Below are 18924 nucleotides of genomic sequence, written 5' to 3' on the forward strand. Positions count from 1 at the left end.
TTGAAGGAGATGCTTTCATGCGTGAAGCCGTCATCGTATCCACCGCGCGCACTGGTGTCGGCAAGGCGTATCGCGGCGCCTTCAACAACACGGAGGCGACCGTGATGGGCGCGCATGTCATGAATGCGGCCATCGAACGGGCGGGCATTGACCCGGCCGCCATCGACGATGTGTTCTGGGGCGTCGGCAACCAGTGGGGCACCCAGGGGGCGAACGCGGCGCGCATGTGTATTTTCGCCGCCGGTCTGCCGGTGGAGATTCCCGGCTTCTCCCTGGATCGAAAATGCGGGTCCGGCCTGAACACGGTGGCGCTGGCGGCGCGTTCGATTATGGCGGGCGACATCGATGTGGCGCTTGCGGGCGGCATGGAGTCGATCAGCTGGACGGTGACGAAGGACGCCCCCCGTTATCAGAACGAAAGCGTCCTGGCAGAGCAGCCGCACGCCTATATGCCGATGATCGAAACCGCGGAAATCGTCGCCGAACGCTACGGCGTCAGCCGGGAGGCGCAGGACGAGTTCGCCGCCATGAGCCAGCAGCGAGCGGTAGACGCCCGCGATGCCGGGCGCCTGGGCGAGGAGATCGCGCCGATTACCGTCGAGAAGGTGTTGCGCGCCAAGGATGGCAGCGAGACCGGGCGCGAAACGGTCACCGTCACGGCCGATGAGGGTATTCGGGAGGGGACGACGAAGGAAATTCTGTCGAACCTCTCTCCGGTCTGGTCGAACGGCGCGGTCGTGAAGGAGGGAAAATATGTGACGGCCGGCAATGCTAGCCAGCTATCCGATGGAGCGGCGGCGCAGATCGTAATGGAACGCGGCCGGGCGGAAGCGGAGGGGCGCGAAATTCTCGGCATTTATCGCGGATTTCAGGCCGCCGGTTGCAAGCCGGAGGAAATGGGGATCGGGCCGGTCTTCGCGATTCCCAAATTGCTGGAGCGTGCAGGTCTGTCTGTGGGCGATATCGGCCTGTTCGAGATCAACGAGGCCTTTGCCAGCCAATGCCTTTATTGCCGTGATACGCTCGGTATTTCACAGGACCGGCTCAACGTGAACGGCGGTGCCATCGCCATCGGTCACCCCTTCGGCATGTCCGGCAGCCGTCTGGTCGGTGCGGCTCTGCTGGAGGGACGCCGGCGCGGCGTTCGCCATGTGGTGGTTTCCATGTGCACCGCCGGCGGCATGGGCGCAGCGGGACTGTTCGAACTGGTATAACGCGAAGGAGCGCTCGGGCGGCCTTCTATGGTCGAGGTGCCGCCCGAATCCTTCCTGCTGTCACCGCAAGAGAAGCCCCTTAATCGTTGATGACGACGCGGCCCACGACGCTGCCGTCCCGCAACGCCGCGAGCGTCGCGCCCGCTTCGCTGCGCGGCACTTCGGCGACGGGAGGCGGTGTCAGCTTGCCGGTCCGCGCGAGGGCGACCAGTTCGCGCAGTTCGGCGAGGCTGCCGACATAGCTTCCCTCCAACCGTATGGCCCGAACCGCCATGGCCGCAAGCGGCAGGGGAAAGCTACCGCCAAACAGGCCGACCTGAACGACAGCGCCCCCTTTCGCCGGCAGCGAAAATGCAAGCGCAGCGGTTTGCGGGCTGTTGACGAAATCGATCACGCCCATGACGGGTGCGCCCGCGGCCTCGTTTACGGCGGCAATGGCGTTGGGGGCCGTGCGGCTGTTCACCGTGGCGCTGGCGCCGGACGATTTCGCGGTGGCAAGCCGGCTGTCCTCTATATCGACGATGATCGTGTTCCTGTGTCCGAGCGCACTCAGCACTCCGACCGCACTGAGGCCGACGCCGCCGGCGCCGATCACGACAATGGGCGTGTTCGGGTCCATTGGCATCAATTTCTGAACCGCGCCGTACGCCGTCAGCCCGGAGCAGGCGAGGGTGGCAGCCCAGCTGAGATCGATGTCGCCCGGGTCGATCAGGTATTTGGCGTCCGGAACCATGACCTTGTCGCCGAACCCGCCGGGGCGCCGCACGCCGAGCGCCGCCTGCCTTTCGCAAAGATCGTCGCGCTCTTCCCGGCAGCGCGCGCACTCTCCGCAGCCGATCCAGGGATAGACGATCCGTGTGTCACCGACCTCGACGCCCTTGGCATCGGAGCCCACCGAGCTGACTGTACCGAGAATTTCATGGCCGAGAACGAGCGGCATCTCGATCCCCATCGCCGCCAGCGTCACCTGCTGTCCGCCGAAGTCGAAGCCGCCCTCCCACAGATGTACGTCGGAATGGCAGACGCCGCAACGGGCAACGTCGAGGACAACCGCTCCAGCCTCGGCCTCCGGCGCCTCGAGCCTTACATTCTCCAGGGCTTCCCCAGGATTGGTGACAGCCCAGGCCTGCATCTGCTTTGCCATGTTCCCCCCTCGTCGAAATGTTCATCCTACGTATAGCATAGGCGGACCATCGTGCGCTGCGCACCTGTCAGTGACGCCAAGGTTTGTCGCCTCCATTCATCGCACGAATGGTGCAATCCGGCGACAGATTCGCTACTGACATTTGCGCAGCTTCGTTTATTGCGAAGCGTTCCCGACCCGTTTGGCCACTGGACGCGAAATTTTGAGACGTTTGCTTTTTCCCGTAGCCTTGGGTGCGCTGATATCCTTCCTGCCCGCTTGTGGCAGTCAGGGCAGCGGCTCGCCTGAGGCTGAAAGCTCGGCTCCTGCCGTCATCGGTGACTATGTAGAACGCGCGACGTTCGACCAGTCGATTGAGGCGGTCGGAACGGCCTACGCCAATGAGCAAACGGTTCTGACGGCGCCGGTCACGGAACGGATAGAACGCCTGTTCTTCGATGATGGGGATGAAATTTCCAAGGGTGCTGTCGTGGCGCAACTCTCGCGTGGCGAAGAGTCCGCGGACCTGGCGGCCGTCGAGGCGCGTGCCCGGCAGGCCCAGCAGCAGCTGACCCGCCTGCAGGAATTGCAGGATCAGGGCTTTGCGACCCGTGCCAGCCTGGAACAGCAGGAGGCGGAGCGCGATGCCGCGCGCGCCGATGCGTCGGCAATCCGCTCGCGTATCTCCGACCGGGTCGTCCGCGCGCCGTTCAGCGGAATCGTGGGGCTGCGTACGATTTCCGACGGCGCGATCGTCAATGCAGGCGCGCCGATCGCCACGTTGAGCGACATTTCAAGCATCAAGCTGGATTTCACCGTCCCGGAACAGTTCCTCTCCGCAATCGAGGTTGGCCAGTCCATCGAGGCCGTCGCTGCCGCCTATCCGGGGGAGGTGTTTCGCGGAGCCATTGACGGCATCAGCCCGGTCGTCGATCCCATGACCCGCTCCGTCACCGTTCGCGCCGTCCTTCCGAACCCGGATCGCCGTCTGCGCCCCGGTATGCTGCTGACCGTCGATGTCGTGTCCGATTCCCGTACGTCCCTGGCGGTGCCCGATACCGCGATCATTTCGCAGGGCGATCAGAATTATGTCTTCGTCATCGACGACGAGAATATCGCGCGGCGCACCTCCATCGAGACCGGCATGCGCTCGGGCGGAATGATCGAGGTTCTGAGCGGCCTTGACCGCGGCACACCCATCGTCGCCGATGGAACCGTGCGCGTGCGCGACGACGCTGGCGTTGCGGCGACCTTCCCTGACCGCAAGGGCGAGGATGCCCCGGCTGGCGGCCCGGCCGCCCTGTGAAGCTATCGGACGTTTCCGTAAAGCGGCCGGTTTTCGCGGTCGTTCTTTCATTGCTTCTGGTGCTGGCCGGAATTGTCGGCTTTCTACAGCTTCCCATCCGCGAATATCCATCCATCGACCCGCCCATCGTGTCGGTCGACGTGAATTACCCCGGCGCTGCGGCGACCGTTGTCGAAAGCCGGATTACCCAGCTTCTCGAGGACCGTATTGCCGGCATCGAGGGGATCGACACGATCCGCTCTACGTCTCGGGACGGCCGCGCCGACGTATCCATCGAATTCACGCCCGACCGGAACGTCGACAATGCGGCGAACGATGTGCGCGACCGGGTTTCCGGGGCGCTCGACAATCTGCCCGAAGAGGCAGACCCGCCGGAAATCAACAAGGTCGATTCCGATGCGCGGCCGGTCATGTGGCTGAACGTCACCGGCGAGGGGCGCGACCGTCTTTGGCTGGCCGACTATGTCGACCGGGTTCTCGTCGACCGCTTTTCCTCCATAGACGGCGTTGCGCAGGTGCGCGTCAATGGCGCCCGGCCGGCCATTCGTGTGTGGATGGATCGCCGTGCACTTGCTGCCTATCGGCTGACGCCGGGGGATATCGAGACTGCGCTTCGCCGCGAAAATGTGGAACTGCCCGCCGGCCGTGTGGAGTCGAGCGGTACGAACCTGACCGTGCGTGTGGCCCGTGCGTATCAGAGCGTGCGCGATTTCGAGCAACTGGTCGTTCGCCGCGGCGATGACGGGTCGCTTCTGCGGCTCGGCGACGTTGCGCGTGTCGAGCTCGGATCCTCCAACGAATATGATTATTTCCGCTCGAATGGTGAGCCGGGCGTGGGGCTCGGTATCGTAATCCAGTCCGGCGCGAACACGCTTTCGGTCGCCGAGGGCGTGAAAGCTCGTATGGCGGAGGTGGAACCCCTGCTGCCGGACGGCGTCCGGATCGGCATCAGCCTCGATTCCAGTGTCTTTATCGCCAAGGCCATCGATGCCGTCTGGGAAACGCTGATCATCGCGGCGATCCTGGTGGTCTTCGTGATCTACCTGTTCCTGGGATCGATACGCGCGACCGTTATTCCGGCCGTGACGGTTCCTGTCAGTCTGATCGGCACCTTCTTCGCACTGTGGATCTTCGGACTTTCCATCAACTTGTTGACCCTGCTCGGCATGGTGCTGGCGATCGGTCTCGTCGTCGACGACGCGATCGTGGTTCTGGAGAATATCTATCACCGCATCGAGCAGGGGGAGCGGCGCCTCCTCGCTGCCTTTGCCGGTGCGCGGCAGGTGGGGTTCGCCGTTCTTGCCACCTCCGCCGTCACCATCGCGGTGTTCCTGCCGCTGATGTTCCTGCCGGGAAATACAGGCCTCCTGTTCCGCGACCTGGCCGTGACGATGATCGTATCGATCACCATTTCGACGTTCACCTCGCTGACGCTGATCCCGGTCATGTGCGCCAACATGCTGCAACGCGGAGCAACGCCAAGCCGCTTGTCGCGCTTCATCGACCGCAATTTCGAGAAGGGCAGCCAGCGCTATGAAAGCGTGCTTTCGAAGCTGGTGCGCCGTCCTTTCATCGTCGGCGGGGTGACGTTCGCGCTGGTTGGCGCGCTTGCCTTCATTTCCTTTTCCACGCTGCAGAGCGAACTCGCGCCCAAGGAAGATACCGGCTTCATCTTCGGCAACGTCAGCATCGCCGAAGGGGCCGGCTGGGACCGGCTGGTCGGCGTCATGGACGATATGGAGCGCCTCACATCTCCCCTGGTGGATGGCGAAGGAAACGACCAAAGCGTCCCAATTCGCCGTGTTCTGCTGCGTGCGCCCGACAGCTGGGGGCCAACGGGGGACTTTTCCGGGGGCCGCATGATCATCTTCCTGAAGGATTGGGCCGACCGCACAATGTCCACGCAGGAAACGGCGGATGAATTGAACACCGTATTGTCTTCCTATCCGCGCGCGCGGGCGTTCGTATCCGTTGGCGGGGGACTGGGGTCTGGCGGCGGCGAGGAGATCGAGTTCGTCATTGCCGGCGACACGTATGAGGAACTGGCGCGCGCGAGGGACGCGCTGTTCGTCGCGGCAGACTATCCGGGTATCGGAACGCTTGAATCCGACTATCAGGAAACCCGTCCGCAGCTGATCGTCAATGTCGACAAGACCCGGGCCGCGGATCTCGGCGTCTCCACGCAAGAGATCGGGCGCACGCTGGAATCGATGATGGGCACGCGTCAGGCCGGCACCTTCATCGATCGCGGTGAGGAATATGACATCATCATGCAGGCGGAACCCGAAGATCGCGTGACGCCGCAGGATCTGGCCGGCGTGTACGTGCGCGGCCGAGCAGGAGACGTCGTTCCGCTGAGTGCGCTCGTTTCGCTCGATACACGGGCCGAGGCGGGGGAGTTGCCGCGATTCAACAAGCTGCGTTCCATCACCCTCTCCGGGACGGTTGCACCCGGTTATTCACTGGGTGATGCGTTGAACTTCCTGGAGCAGGAGGCAATGCAGCTGCCCGAGGTCGCGGCGATCGGTTACGAGGGGCAAAGCCGCGCGCTGAAGCAGACCGGCGGGTCGATCTGGCTGGTGCTTGGCCTATCGATCGTTCTCGTCTACCTCGTGCTCGCCGCGCAGTTCGAAAGTTTCGTCAGTCCGCTGATCATCGTCCTCGGTGTGCCGCTGGCCATTGGCGGCGGTGTGTTCGGGCTTCTGATGATGGGCGGTACGCTCAATCTCTATTCGCAGATCGGACTGGTCATGCTGGTCGGGCTGGCGGCGAAGAACGGCATCCTGATCGTGGAGTTCGCCAACCAGCTTCGCGATGAGGGACGAAGTTTTGACCGCGCCATCCTGGAGGCTGCGAAGCGCCGGCTGCGTCCGGTTCTGATGACCTCGATCGCAACCGTCGCCGGCGCCGTTCCGCTGATGATCGCCCACGGTGCGGGTGCCGGCAGCCGGCAGGCGATCGGCACGGTGATCGTCTGGGGGGTTTCGATCTCCACCGTGCTGACGCTGCTCGTCATTCCCGCCTTCTACTGGCTGCTGGCGCGGGGCACCTCGAGCCCGGAGGCCGTTACACGTCAGCTCGAGGAGCAGATCGAGGAGCGGGAGCGCAGTGGCGGCGGAATGGACGCCGATACCGCTCCTCAGCCGGCCGAATAACGCCGATCAGCCAGAGGGCGATATGGCGCCGCCGGGTTCGCAGGCGGCCATTGCCTCCTCGCGCAGCTCTTCCTCGTCCGGGGGCACCAGGTCGGTATTGCGCCATTTGCCGTAGCGATAGAGCAGCCACGCCGCGCAGACGATAAACAGGGAGCCGGCTGGGAAGCTGAGCCATAATGCGTCGGCGCCGTACCGAGGGTAGGCCGCGACGGCGAGACCCAGCCGCACGGGATACATGCCGATAAAAAGGATAATCAGCGGACCCACGACCTCCCCATTGGCGCGCACCGTTCCGAACAGCACGAGCGTGACGCCGAACATGATGAAGCTCCATGTCGCCAGCAGATGGATATGTTGTCCGATGGGGATGGCGGGACTGTCCGTACCCAGGAACAGGGCCAGGGCCGGCCGGTCGAACAGCGTCAGAAGCGCCACCAGCGCGCCTGTCATGGCAAGGTTGTAGACCACGCCCCGTGCTGTGATCCGCGATACCCGTTCCCAGCGCCCGGCGCCGATATTTTGTGCCGCCATGGCGCTGACCGCCGCGCCGAGCGCCATGGCCGGCATCTGCACATAGGTCCAGAGTTGCTGCGCCACGCCGTAGGCGGCGACGGTCATCACGCCCTCCCGGTTCACGAGGCCCAGCATCGCCAGCGCGGAGGATGAAATGACGATCATCTGCAAACCGATGGGAACGCCCTTCCTGACGATCACGGGGATGAGGTCGCGTGCCGGCATGAGATAGCGAAGCTCCGGACCGCGTAGGCGCAGGGGAAGGTCGCGGGCATAGATAAAGAACAGCATGGCCGTGAGGCCGACATATCCGGCAATGACCGTCGCCAAAGCCGAACCGGCGATACCGAGCGCGGGGAAGGGACCGATGCCGGCGATCAGCAGCGGGTTCAGCGCGATATCGATGATGACGGTCAGCGCCATAAACCACATGGGTGTAAGGGCATCGCCCCCGCCGCGTAGCGCCATCATGATGATCGTCGTCACCATCATGGGCGGCATGGCAACGAAGATCATTCGCAAATAGGCGAGGGCGAGGGGGGCGACGCTGCGGGGCGTACCCATCAGGTCGAGAAGCCAGGGCGATACAAACCAGCCGAGGACGGCCATGATCGTGGCGGCCACGACGCCGGCCCCGACGGCCGTTCCGACGGTGCGCCGGGCGAGCGTCAGATCGCGCCGGCCGAACGCCTGGCCGATGATGATGGTGGCGGCCATGCCGAAGCCGAAGACGAAGGCCACCAACAGAAACATGACGATGTTTCCGTTCGTGGCGGCGGCGAGCGCATCCTCGCCGAGGAAGCGTCCGATCCAGATCGCATTCACCGATCCGTTCAGCGATTGCAGAACCGAGGAGGCAAGCGTCGGGACGGCGAAGGCCAGAAGCGTCCGCCCGATGGGCCCCTGGGTAAGATCGCGTTGCCGAGGCTGCATCGGTGCGTTCGCGCTGCGGGCCGGAATGTCCTTCATACCTCGATCCTGCTCGTGCCCTCTCTCCGAGCCAAGAGCGCATATGTGACAGTGGTCACACCCACTGGACATCTGAGCCACGCATCGTAACGAGGCGGAACGCCTTCGCATTTGCAGCATTCCGCTGAGACGAGAGGATCGGAAAATGGATATTCAGCGGCCGGCCGTCACGGGTATCGGAACGGGGGAACTCGTCGTCATGGTGGCGTTCCTGATGGCGCTGAATGCGCTTGCCATCGACGTTATGCTGCCTGCGCTGGGCGAGATCGCCGTGGCGATGAACGTGGTGGCGCAGGATGCCGCGCGGTCTTCCAACAAGCAGCAGCTCGTTATCTATGCCTATGTGGCGGGCTTTGGCGTTCCGCAGCTCATCTTCGGTCCGATCTCGGACCGCTTCGGGCGCAAGCCCGTCCTCTCCTTCTGCTTGATCGCCTATTCCATCGTGGGCGCGATCTGCATGTTCGCGGGCAGCTTTACCATGCTCCTTGCCGCGCGCTTCTTCCAGGGTGTGGCGGCAAGCGGCGTTCGCGTGGTCGCGGTCTCTATCGTGCGGGATATGTTCGCAGGACGCGGAATGGCGCGGATCATGTCTCTCGTCATGACGATCTTCATGGTCGTGCCGATCCTTGCGCCGTCCATCGGCCAACTCGTGCTGTTCACGGGGCATTGGGAATGGACATTCGGCGTTCTCGTCGTCGCGGGCATCGCCTGTTTCTTCTGGATCCAGGCCCGCCTGCCGGAATCCCTGCCGGAGGAGCGTCGCCGTCCGCTGGACTGGGCGAGTTCCTTCGCCGCCTACGCCGAAGTCTTCCGCAACCGGTCGGCGCGCGGATACATGCTGGCGGGCGGTATGATCTTCGGCTCCCTGTTCGCGTTCATCGGCTCCGCGGAGCAAATCTTCACGGAGGTGTTCGGGCAGGAGCGGACGTTCGTCCTGTGGTTCGCGGGCATCGCCGTCACCATGTCCTGCGCCAACCTGACGAATTCGCGGCTTGTAGAGCGGTTCGGCATGCGCCGCATGAGCCATTTCGCGCTGTTCGGCTTCATCGGCTTCGCAACGCTCTTGCTGATCGTGATGCGGGTTTTTGGAGAGCAGCTCTACCTGTTCTTCCCGCTGTTCGCGCTGGTCTTCGCCTGCTTCGGCTTCATCGGCTCGAACTTCAACGCGCTCGCCATGGAGCCGCTGGGTCATGTCGCGGGCAGCGCCAGCGCGGCCTTCGGCTTCGCGACCACCACCCTCGCCAGCCTGATCGGTTACACGATCGGCAGCCAGTATGACGGCAGTGTCATTCCGGTGGTGACCGGGTTCGTGGTCCTTGGGTTCAGCACGCTTTCCATAGTCGCCATCACGGAACGGGGAAAGCTGGCGCGCGCGACCGTCTGACCGCGCACGCCGACCGCCCAGTCAACTGGGGCCGGAGCCCGGCAGCGCGGCATGGACGAGCCCGCCGTCGACGACCAGCGTATGGCCGATGACATAGTCCCCCGCGCGGCTGGCGAGGTAGAGCGCGGCCGCAGCCATATCCTCCGCCTCTCCGATGCGGCCGGCCGGAATGCCGCCGGACAATGCACCGCCATGGTCCCGCGCGGCGCGGTTCATGTCGCTGGCGAAGGCGCCTGGCGCAATTGCGTTTACATAGATGTGATCCCTTACCAGCCGGGCCGCCATGCGTTTCGTCAACTGAATGACGGCGGCCTTCGATGCCTGGTAGCTGTAGGTTTCCATGCCGTTCAGGCGCATGCCGTCGATGGAGGCGATATTCACGACCTTCGCCGGCGCCTCTGACGTGGCGGCTGCGGTCAGCGACCCATGGAGGGCCTGCGTCAGGAAAAAGAGCGACTTCACATTAAGGTCCATGACCTTGTCCCAGCCGCCTTCCGGGAAGTCGAGATAGTCAGCGCCCCAGGCTGCGCCCGCATTGTTCACCAGAATGTCGAGCTTGTCCTCACGCGATCCGATCTCCTGCGCCAACGCGGCGCATCCTTCCAGGGTGGAGATATCCATGGGAATGCCCACGACCTTTTCGCCAAGCTCCTGAACGGTCGCGGCGACCTGATCTTCCTTGCGGGCGGTAATGTAGACGCGGCTGGCACCAGCGCCCAGGAAGCCCTCGACGATCATTCGTCCGATCCCGCGTGAGCCGCCGGTGACGAGAGCGGTGCGTCCTTCCAGGCTGAAGAGCTTGGCGATATCCATGTGATCCTCCTTTGCATATGGTCACAGTCCCCATACGAACCCTGCGCCCGCGTCGCACCTAGCCCAATTGACCGAAGCGCAGCGGCGCGGCATGCGGGCGCCATGAAGAACAAGACCGGACATGACCGCAGTATCACGCGCACTTGGCGCCCCGCGACACAGGCCGTGCGTGGCGGCACGCTACGCAGCGAATTCGGCGAAACCTCCGAGGCGATGTTCCTGACCAGCGGCTACAGCTACGACGTGGCGGAAACGGCGGCGGCGCGATTCCGTGGCGATGATGCCGGAATGACCTATTCCCGCCTGCAAAATCCGACGGTGGCGATGCTGGAGGAGCGGCTGTGCCTGATGGAGGGGGCGGAGGCCTGCCGCGCGCAGGCATCGGGCATGGCGGCGATGACGGCAACGCTTCTGGCACAGCTGTCGGCTGGCGATCACATGGTCGCTGCCCGGGCGCTTTTCGGATCGTGCCGCTGGCTGGCGGACAGCCTGCTTCCGCGCTTGGGTGTCGAAGTGACGGTGATCGACGGGCGCGACCTCGGCGCGTGGGAGCGGGCGATCCGAAAAGATACGAAGGTCTGCTTCCTCGAGACACCGGCCAACCCCACGCTCGAGATTATCGACATTCCGGGGGTGGCAGAGCGGGCGCATGCGGTTGGGGCCAGGCTCGTCGTCGACAATGCGTTTGCGACGCCGATCCTGCAGCGTCCGCTCGACATGGGCGCCGACGTCGTCGCCTATTCGGCGACGAAGATGATGGATGGGCAAGGCCGCGTCCTCGCCGGCGCCGTTCTGGGAGACGAGGCGTTCATCAACGACGTGCTGCTGCCCTTCCAGCGGAACACGGGGCCGATCCTGTCGCCGTTCAATGCCTGGGTTGTTCTTAAGAGCCTGGAAACCCTGTCGCTGCGCGTGCATCATCAATCGGCGAATGCACTGAAGGTCGCCAGCTTCCTTGATACGCGTCTGCCGCGGCTTCTCTATCCCGGTCTCACCTCGCACCCGCAGCACGACCTTGCCATGCAGCAGATGACGGCAGGGGGGACGATCATGGCACTGTTTTTCGATGATCGCCCGCAGGCGCACGCCTTTCTGGATGCGCTCGAGTTGATCGACATTTCGAACAATATCGGCGACAGCCGCACGCTGTGCACGCATCCCGCCTCGACCACTCACTACGGCATCAGCGAAGAGGCGCGCGCCGACATGGGGATTACCGAGGGAATGCTGCGCATGTCCATCGGCCTCGAGGATCCTGAGGACCTGATCGAGGATCTGGATCCGGCACTGAGGACGGTCGGGCTTTAGCCGGCCGATTCCGGCTCGCCCCTAGACCCGCACCGTAAACTTGCGGGAGCAGAATTCGCAATCCACATCGACGGTGCCGTTCGGACTGCGAATTTCCGCCTTTTCCTCGTCCGACAGCGTCGACAGGCGATTTTCGATCATGGCGACACTGCACCGGCATCCACGCGACAGCGGGATGGCGGGGATGACGCGGATCTCGTCCTCGTGGAAGAGACGCCAGAGAAGGGTCTGCAGCGGCAGGGCCGGATCACTCAGTTCGTCCCTGGTGACTGTCGCGCCGAGCGTTTCCAGATGTTCCCAGTCCGCACGTGTGTCGACCGCATGCAGCCGCTCGCCGCCCTCCTCGCCGCGGGGAAGGTGCTGGAGGAGGAGACCGCCGGCATGCCAGCCATCCTCGGTCCAGCGAACGTCGGCGCGAAGCAGCGTCGGTATCTGTTCGGAGGAATCGAAATAGGCCGTGAACGCATCACACAGGGATTCCCCCTTGAGTTCGACGATACCTTGATAGCGCTCCTCACTGGCCGAGGGTTCGATGGTCACGGCCAGATAGCCGGTTCCGACGAGGTCCCGGAGGCTCGGCGCTTCGGAGAGCGGCAATGTCGGGTCAAAGCGCAAATATCCACGCAGTTCTCCTGCGCGGTAATCGCAGACCAGAAGGTCGATGGCGCCGCCCTCGGCACTCGCCTGAACCGTTGTCTGCCCCTCATCGCGCTTCAGCATCGAACCGAGAAGGCCGGTCAGTACCAGCGCCTCGCCCAGCAACTTTGCGATCGGCGCTGGGTAATCGTGCGCCGCCAGAATTGCATTCAGGGCGTCGCCCAGTCTCAGGATGCGGCCGCGCCCGGACCTGTCCGGGATTGTGAAGCCCAGAACGACATCTTCCGTGCGTTCGGCGGCGATCTGGCTGGCTGCGTTCTCCATGGGCGCTCGACCTCCTAAATCCTACCGAGGCACCAGAGCAGCACGGCCTTCTGGGCGTGCACGCGGTTCTCTGCCTCGTCGAAAATGGCCGACTGGGGGCCGTCGATGACCTCCGCCGTCACTTCTTCGCCGCGGTGCGCCGGCAGGCAGTGGAGGAACAGCGCATCGGGTGCCGCTGCGCGCATCAGCTCCTCCGTGACCTGAAAGGGCGCGAGCGCGACCAGGCGCTTGTTACGGTCGCGGTCGCCCATCGACACCCAGGTGTCGGTAACCACCACGTCCGCACCCTCAACTGCCTCCTGCGGGTGGCGCACAACCTCGATCTTCGCATCCATCGCTTCCGCGGCGCGAACGAAGCGGGCGTCAGGGTCATAGGCGGGCGGCGTCGACAGCCTGAGCGTGAAGCCGAGAAGCGCTGCCGCCTCGATCAGCGAGTGGCAGACATTGTTGCCATCGCCAAGCCATGTCCATGTCGTGCCGGCGACGGGCTTTCCGCGCCGTTCCTCGACCGTCAGCACATCCGCCAGGATCTGGCAGGGGTGCGTGTCGTCCGTCAGCCCGTTGACGACCGGGACCGAAGCGGCGCGGGCAAGGGCGGTCAGCTTTGCATGGTGATCGGTGCGGATGGCGATGGCGTCGACATAGCGCGACAGGACGGCGGCGGTATCTTCGACCGTCTCGCCGCGCCCCAGCTGCATGTCGCCCGACGACAGGGTGATCGCGCTGCCGCCGAGCTGGCGCATGGCGATGTCGAACGAAACCCGCGTGCGTGTCGAGCTTTTCTCGAAGATCGAGGCAAGGACATGCCCTGCGAGCGGGGCATCGTCGTCTGGGGCGCCCTTCGGTCGTCCGGCCCGAGCGGCCTTGCGCGCATGTGCGGCATCCAGGATGGCGCGGACGGCAACGGCGCCGGTTTCACCGAGGTCGAGGAAGCTTGGCATGATCGGGTCCAGTCTCTCTAGCCGGGCAGCGTGCCGTCAGCCTTCGCCTTGCGATAGGCGGTGGCAGCCTCCGACAATTTCGAAACGGCCTCCTCAATGTGAGGCTCCTCGATATTGAGGGGGGGCAGCAGGCGCACGACATTGTCGCCGGCCGCAACCGTCAGGATGCCGTACTGCCGCGCGAAGTTGACGAAGGGACGCGTTGCCTCGGTCATTTGCAGTCCCAGCATCAAGCCCTTGCCGCGAATGCCGGTGAACAGGTCGTCATGATTGGGAATCATCTGCTCGACCGCATGCACCAAACGCTCGCCGAGACGCTTCACATTGGCGAGGAAGTCAGGCTCCGCAACCACATCGAGAACCGCCATGCCGGCGGCCATGCCCAGCGGATTGCCGCCATAGGTCGACCCGTGTGTTCCGACCGTCATGCCGACTGCCGCCTTTTCGCTGGCAAGGCAGGCACCGAGAGGAAAACCGCCGCCAATGCCCTTTGCAACGGCCATGATGTCGGGCGTCACGCCATATTGCTCATGCGCGAACAAGGTGCCCGTACGCGCAACACCGCACTGCACTTCATCGAAGATCAGCATCAGGTCGTGCTCGTCACAAAGGGCACGCAGCCCCTGCAGGAACTCGGGCGTTGCCGGCAGAATGCCGCCTTCGCCCTGCACGGGTTCGACCATGATCGCCGCGGTCTTGTCGGTGATCAGCGCCTTCGTCGCCTCAAGATCGTTGAACGGCGCGTAATCCGACCAGTCCGGCAACGGCTCGAACGGCACGCGCAGCTTCTCGCTACCCGTGGCGGAAATGGCGGCGATGGACCGCCCGTGAAAGGCATTGTTGAAGGTGATAATGCGCGTGCGCTCGGGATGGCCGGAGACGTGCTGGTATGCGAGGGCCGTCTTCGCCGCGCATTCGAAGGCCTCCACCCCCGAATTCGTAAAGAAAACCGTGTCCGCAAAGGTAAGGTCCACCAGCCGCTGCGCCAATTCCCACTGGGCGGGAACGGAGTAGAGATTGGAAACGTGCATCAGCGTGGCCGCCTGCTTCTGAATCGTCTCGACCAGATGGGGGTGGCTGTGCCCCAGAATATTGACCGCGATGCCGCTGGCGAAGTCCAGATAGCGCTTCCCGTCCTTGCCGATCAGATAGGCGCCTTCTCCCTTTACGGGTTCGACTTCGCAGCGCGCATAGGTCGGCATCAGGGCGGGGATGGTCATTGCGGGGACATTCCTTCTTGCGAGGGGACTCAAAACGGCGAAAGGCACCCTCCGCAATTCGAAGCGGTGCGTGCCCTTTTGCCCCATTCAGATAGGAGCGACCCCCCGGGCAAGTCAAACGCAGGGCTCCTTGCGCAGATCCGGTTTATGCGGATGGACGTTTCTTTCGTCATAGTCTGCCAAGTTCCTTGCGCGGCGGCTGCGCTCGCCACCCTCCCCGCCTGCAACAGCTTGCTCCGGGCGCGCCGCCGGCGACGACCGATTGGCAAGCCCGGATCAGTCGCTTCGATCTCGCCCGGCTGAATGGCGAAACCGACGCGTGGGCGGAGGCGGTAAGCGCCGCCGAACGCCTGGAACCGGCGCAAATGCCGGCGGAGGCGCGCTGGTTCGTCCGAAGGCGAGCCCACGCGCTGCGCCCGCGTAGGGGAGCGGTTCTGGCTGGAGCTTGTGCCTAGCTCTTGATGCGCCAGCCCGTGGACAGCAGCCAATAGGCGAGCGCGAACAGGGCGCCGTTCAGGACAAGGAGAACGACCGCGCCCTGCAGGACGGGATGATGGTCGGCGATACCCAGGAAGCCGTAACGGAATCCGTCGATGATGTAGAAAAACGGGTTGCCGAGGCTGAGCGCCTGAGCAGAGGGCGGTAGTCTGTCGATGGTATAAAAGGTGCCCGATAGCAGCGACAAAGGCTGGATTACGAAGTTGGTGACGGCCGCCGCATGGTCGAACTTGTCCGCCCAGAGCCCTGTGATCACACCCAGCAGGCTGAGCAGCATCGTTCCCATCAGGCCGAAGAACAGAACGGCCCAGGGTTCGCGAATGTGCGGCTGCAGGTCGGGCCAGAGCCACATGGCGCCGAATACCGCCAGGCCGACCAGAAAGCCGCGCGTGACCGCGCCGGCGACATAGGTGGTCAGCAGTTCTGCCGTCGAGATGGGCGGCATGAGCACATCGACAATGGTGCCCTGGATCTTGCCGATCAGCAGCGACGACTGGCTGTTCGCAAAGGCGTTCTGGATCATGCCCATGATGATGAGGCCCGGCGCCAGGAAGTGATTGAAGGGCATGCCGAGGACCACCCGGTCGCCGCGGCCCAGCGCGACCGTGAAGATCGCCAGAAACAGGAGCGTGGTGATGGCCGGCGCCCAGATCGTCTGGAGTTGGACCTTGAAGAAACGGCGCACCTCCTTCATGTATAGGGTAGCGAGGCCCCGCCAGTTTATGAACGGGATCAGCGGTTCCCCCGGTTCCGCCCGCGCCGGCGTATTGGAATGCCTTCGGGCAGCGCTGTCGGTCGTGTCGGTCATCCGGGGAAGCGCCTAATGCTGCAATTGCCGGTCCGCAAGCGGCGGGCTACCAGTCTTATCATTTAGGGAAAGTCGCACGAATGTCCTGGACCGATGAACGCATCGAGACACTGCGGAAGATGTGGGAAGATGGACATCCCGCCAGCCGTATCGCGGAGGAACTGGGCGGTGTCAGCCGCAATGCCGTGATCGGCAAGGCGCACCGGCTCGGGCTCGAGAAACGGCCCTCGCCGGTGAAGGCCGACAAGAGCGGTGAGAAAGCCGGCAGCCCTGCCGAAAAACCGGCCGCAAAGCCTAAAAAGGCCGCTGCGCAGGCCCCAGCCCAGAAGGAACGCGAAGCCCCTAAGGCTGCAAAGCCGCAACCGGCAGCGCCAGCGGCGGAGATTGCGCCTGTAAAGGCTGCGCAGCCCCTTGGGCAGGTCGATGCGGAAATAGAAGGTGAAGAACAGGCGGACGCCGGCGTGGATCCCGCCGTTCCGTTGCAGCCTAAGGTGCCGCTTTCGGCACGTAGCGACGTCGATCAGAGTTCGACGCCCGCCCCCCGCATCCAAATCCATGATCCGCGTCCCGCTCCGCGTCCGGCGCCGAAAAAGCCCATGCGGCCAGCGCCGCGCAGTGACAAGATCAAGGACAAGACGTCGCTGCTCGATCTGAGCGAGAAGATCTGCAAATGGCCGATCGGGCACCCCGGCGAGCCGGAATTCCACTTCTGCGGTGAAGCATCGGAGCCGGGCTTTCCCTACTGCAACAAGCATTGCGCCGAGGCTTACCAGGCGCAGCAGCCACGCAAGGACCGTCCGGGCCGGACTCCGATGCCGAACCTTCCCCGGCCGCGCTAGGTTCGCAGTCGACAATATGGGGCAGGGCGGCCATTGGCGCCCTGCCTAAGCATCAGGCAATCCGTTCCTTCACATAACGACCCGGCGCATCCTCCAGGGCGTCCAGCTTGCCCTCGCCGGGTTGAGGGGCAGGTTTCTGCTCGCCTGACAGCGGTGTTATCCAGTTTAGCCAGTCCGGCCACCAGGAGCCCTTATGCTCGGTGGCGGCATCCTGGAACTCAGCCAGCGTTTCCGGGAGTGTGCCCTCCAGGGTCCAGTGTTGGTATTTTTCGACGGCCGGGGGATTGACGACGCCTGCGATATGCCCGCTGCCGGCCAGCGTGAAGCGTATCGGCCCTGCGAAATGCCGTGTCAGCTTCCAGACGGAGCGTAGGGGGGCGATATGATCCTCCTTACCCGCCTGAATATAGGTCGGCGTCTTTACCGTGCTGAGATCGATCGCGGTTCCGTCGATGCTGATGCCGCCGGGTTCCGCCAGCAGATTGTCGCGGTAAAGGTCGCGCAAATAGGCGGCGTGCCATTTTGCTGGAACATTGGTGGCGTCGGAATTCCAGAACAGGAGGTCGAATGGGAAATAATCCTTTCCCAGCAGATAGTTGTTGACCACGTAGTTCCAGATCAAATCGTTGGCGCGCAGCATGTTGAAGGTCGTCGCCATGTAGCGTCCGTCCAGATAGCCGCGGCCTTCGCTCAGTTCGCCGTAGAAGCTGGCATTCTCGCTATCCTCGACGAACAGCTTCAGGTCGCCCGCATCCTCGAAATCGACCTGCGCAGTGAAGAATGTCGCGCTCCGCACCTTCGCGCCATCGCCGCGCTCTTCCATGAGTGCAAGCACTGCTGCGAGCGAGGTTCCGGCCACGCAATAGCCGATGACGTGTACGGCCGGCGCAGCGGTATTTTCGATTGCCTTGTCAATGGCGGTCAGAAAACCCTCGCGCACATAATGGTCGAGTTCGACGTCGGCGAGGGTTTCGTCGGCATTTTTCCAGGAGACGACGTAGACGGTCAGGCCCTGCTGCGTGCACCAGCGTATGAAACTCTTTTCCGGTGTCAGATCCAGAATGTAGAACTTGTTGATCCAGGGCGGAAAGATCAGAACCGGAACTTCGTAGGCCGTTTCCGTCGCGGGTGCATACTGGATCAGCTGGAACAGTCGGTTTTCGAAGATGACCTTGCCCGGCGTGGCCGCGACGTTGACGCCGACCTCGAATGCACTCTCATCCGTCATCTTCATGCGGCCTCGCTGCAGATCGTCGAGCAGATGTTCGGTTCCTCGCAGTAGATTTTCTCCGCCGCTGTCGATCGTCGCCTTCAGGACGTCGGGATTGGTCAGCGCATAGTTGGACGGCGACAGCGCATCGACGAACTGCTGGGTAAAGAAGCGCGCCTTTTCCTGTTCGCGTGGGCTTAGCCCCTCCAGTGCGCCGACGCTTTCCATGATGTAGCGGCTGGTCAGGAGGTAGGCCTGTTTGATGAACTGAAATGCAGGTGCGGAGGCCCACGCCTCGCTGCCGAAGCGCTTGTCGCGTACGGCGCCACCTTCTGCCCCTTCCGGAACGTCGCCGCTCAGAAAACCCTGCCACAGTCCGGCGGCCTGCTGCATGTAGTCGAACTGCATCTGCGCCAGTCGCAGAGGGTCTGAAAGGGCAGCATTGGTCATCGCCGGCCACAGGCTCGTCATGCCGAACGGGTCGCCGGTGAGTGCCGCCGGTGCCTCTTGCCGTGTCCAGAAGTCGAGGAGCATCTGCTGGGCCTTGCCCGAGAGATAGGTGATTCGTTCGAAAATTTCTGCGGAATCGGGGCTCTCTGGCTGTTTGTTACTCATTCCGGGCGGCCTCCCAACCTTTTTACTCGCCAAGCCGATTCCGCAATGTTTAAGGCGAAAGGCTTGTAATCGGCGTGAGCTTGCGCC

The 18924-nt window shown here is 63.6% G+C and carries 14 protein-coding genes; 6 read left to right on the plus strand and 8 right to left on the minus strand.

Translation table 11 applies throughout. The features are described 5' to 3' along the window. The first annotated feature begins 17 nt into the window (after positions 1-17). Complete coding sequence (locus tag C725_RS07845) at positions 18-1214, plus strand: thiolase family protein (protein ID WP_008601709.1); 1197 nt, start codon at positions 18-20, stop codon at positions 1212-1214. Positions 1215-1293: 79 nt separating this feature from the next. On the opposite strand, the gene C725_RS07850 is transcribed toward C725_RS07845, so the two are convergent. Then, complete coding sequence (locus tag C725_RS07850; RefSeq protein WP_008601711.1) at positions 1294-2358, minus strand: alcohol dehydrogenase; 1065 nt, start codon at positions 2356-2358, stop codon at positions 1294-1296. A 202-nt stretch (positions 2359-2560) separates the two neighbouring features. Here C725_RS07850 and C725_RS07855 point away from each other — a divergent pair, with 202 nt between their 5' ends. Both C725_RS07855 and C725_RS07860 read left to right on the plus strand, forming a co-directional pair. Beyond that, a complete protein-coding gene (locus C725_RS07855) occupies positions 2561-3643 on the plus strand; it encodes an efflux RND transporter periplasmic adaptor subunit (protein ID WP_038282432.1) in 1083 nt (360 codons plus the stop codon). Further along, on the plus strand, positions 3640-6798 hold the full coding sequence (locus C725_RS07860; RefSeq protein WP_008601714.1) for an efflux RND transporter permease subunit: 3159 nt from the start codon (positions 3640-3642) through the stop codon (positions 6796-6798). Before C725_RS07855 ends, C725_RS07860 begins: the two co-directional genes overlap by 4 nt. Before the next feature lie 6 nt (positions 6799-6804). On the opposite strand, the gene C725_RS07865 is transcribed toward C725_RS07860, so the two are convergent. Continuing rightward, positions 6805-8280: an MATE family efflux transporter gene (locus tag C725_RS07865; RefSeq protein WP_008601716.1), complete on the minus strand. Its 1476-nt coding sequence runs from the start codon at positions 8278-8280 to the stop codon at positions 6805-6807. A 145-nt stretch (positions 8281-8425) separates the two neighbouring features. Between C725_RS07865 and C725_RS07870 the strand changes: the two genes are divergently transcribed. Beyond that, complete coding sequence (locus C725_RS07870; RefSeq protein WP_008601718.1) at positions 8426-9664, plus strand: multidrug effflux MFS transporter; 1239 nt, start codon at positions 8426-8428, stop codon at positions 9662-9664. A 21-nt stretch (positions 9665-9685) separates the two neighbouring features. Here the strand turns inward: C725_RS07870 and C725_RS07875 are convergent, their stop codons facing one another. Continuing rightward, positions 9686-10477: an SDR family oxidoreductase gene (locus C725_RS07875; protein ID WP_008601721.1), complete on the minus strand. Its 792-nt coding sequence runs from the start codon at positions 10475-10477 to the stop codon at positions 9686-9688. Positions 10478-10579: 102 nt separating this feature from the next. Here C725_RS07875 and metZ point away from each other — a divergent pair, with 102 nt between their 5' ends. Continuing rightward, positions 10580-11785, plus strand: coding sequence for an O-succinylhomoserine sulfhydrylase (metZ, locus tag C725_RS07880; RefSeq protein WP_008601724.1), 1206 nt, complete (start codon positions 10580-10582; stop codon positions 11783-11785). Between the two features lie 21 nt (positions 11786-11806). Here metZ and hslO read toward each other — a convergent pair whose 3' ends face one another. The 4 genes from hslO to C725_RS07900 all read right to left on the minus strand — a co-directional run bounded on the left by hslO (position 11807) and on the right by C725_RS07900 (position 16173). Beyond that, positions 11807-12706 (minus strand): Hsp33 family molecular chaperone HslO, encoded by a 900-nt coding sequence (gene hslO / locus C725_RS07885; RefSeq protein ID WP_008601726.1) that lies wholly within the window; start codon positions 12704-12706, stop codon positions 11807-11809. A gap of 14 nt (positions 12707-12720) precedes the next feature. Further along, a complete protein-coding gene (gene argF / locus C725_RS07890) occupies positions 12721-13650 on the minus strand; it encodes an ornithine carbamoyltransferase (protein ID WP_149864596.1) in 930 nt (309 codons plus the stop codon). A 14-nt stretch (positions 13651-13664) separates the two neighbouring features. After that, the gene (locus tag C725_RS07895; RefSeq protein WP_008601730.1) at positions 13665-14867 is read right to left on the minus strand and encodes an aspartate aminotransferase family protein; all 1203 of its coding nucleotides are present in this window, start codon (positions 14865-14867) and stop codon (positions 13665-13667) included. 451 nt (positions 14868-15318) lie between these two features. After that, positions 15319-16173 carry an ABC transporter permease gene (locus tag C725_RS07900; protein WP_008601735.1) on the minus strand — a complete coding sequence of 285 codons (855 nt, stop codon included), beginning with the start codon at positions 16171-16173 and terminating at the stop codon, positions 15319-15321. A gap of 80 nt (positions 16174-16253) precedes the next feature. Here C725_RS07900 and C725_RS07905 point away from each other — a divergent pair, with 80 nt between their 5' ends. Next, positions 16254-17012: a GcrA family cell cycle regulator gene (locus C725_RS07905; RefSeq protein ID WP_008601737.1), complete on the plus strand. Its 759-nt coding sequence runs from the start codon at positions 16254-16256 to the stop codon at positions 17010-17012. Positions 17013-17064: 52 nt separating this feature from the next. Here the strand turns inward: C725_RS07905 and C725_RS07910 are convergent, their stop codons facing one another. After that, on the minus strand, positions 17065-18837 hold the full coding sequence (locus C725_RS07910; RefSeq protein ID WP_008601739.1) for a PHA/PHB synthase family protein: 1773 nt from the start codon (positions 18835-18837) through the stop codon (positions 17065-17067). Positions 18838-18924 lie beyond the last annotated feature (87 nt).

This window comes from Pacificimonas flava, from assembly GCF_000342165.1.
GTDB classification, from domain to species: Bacteria; Pseudomonadota; Alphaproteobacteria; order Sphingomonadales; family Sphingomonadaceae; genus Pacificimonas; species Pacificimonas flava.

Excerpts from the sequence above, each read along its gene's own strand:
- C725_RS07845 (WP_008601709.1), top strand. The coding sequence starts at position 18 with ATGCGTGAAGCCGTCATCGTATCCACCGCGCGCACTGGTGTCGGCAAG.
- C725_RS07850 (WP_008601711.1), bottom strand. The coding sequence starts at position 2,358 with ATGGCAAAGCAGATGCAGGCCTGGGCTGTCACCAATCCTGGGGAAGCC.
- C725_RS07865 (WP_008601716.1), bottom strand. The coding sequence starts at position 8,280 with ATGAAGGACATTCCGGCCCGCAGCGCGAACGCACCGATGCAGCCTCGG.
- C725_RS07870 (WP_008601718.1), top strand. The coding sequence starts at position 8,426 with ATGGATATTCAGCGGCCGGCCGTCACGGGTATCGGAACGGGGGAACTC.
- C725_RS07875 (WP_008601721.1), bottom strand. The coding sequence starts at position 10,477 with ATGGATATCGCCAAGCTCTTCAGCCTGGAAGGACGCACCGCTCTCGTC.
- metZ (WP_008601724.1), top strand. The coding sequence starts at position 10,580 with ATGAAGAACAAGACCGGACATGACCGCAGTATCACGCGCACTTGGCGC.
- hslO (WP_008601726.1), bottom strand. The coding sequence starts at position 12,706 with ATGGAGAACGCAGCCAGCCAGATCGCCGCCGAACGCACGGAAGATGTC.
- C725_RS07895 (WP_008601730.1), bottom strand. The coding sequence starts at position 14,867 with ATGACCATCCCCGCCCTGATGCCGACCTATGCGCGCTGCGAAGTCGAA.
- C725_RS07900 (WP_008601735.1), bottom strand. The coding sequence starts at position 16,173 with ATGACCGACACGACCGACAGCGCTGCCCGAAGGCATTCCAATACGCCG.
- C725_RS07905 (WP_008601737.1), top strand. The coding sequence starts at position 16,254 with ATGTCCTGGACCGATGAACGCATCGAGACACTGCGGAAGATGTGGGAA.
- C725_RS07910 (WP_008601739.1), bottom strand. The coding sequence starts at position 18,837 with ATGAGTAACAAACAGCCAGAGAGCCCCGATTCCGCAGAAATTTTCGAA.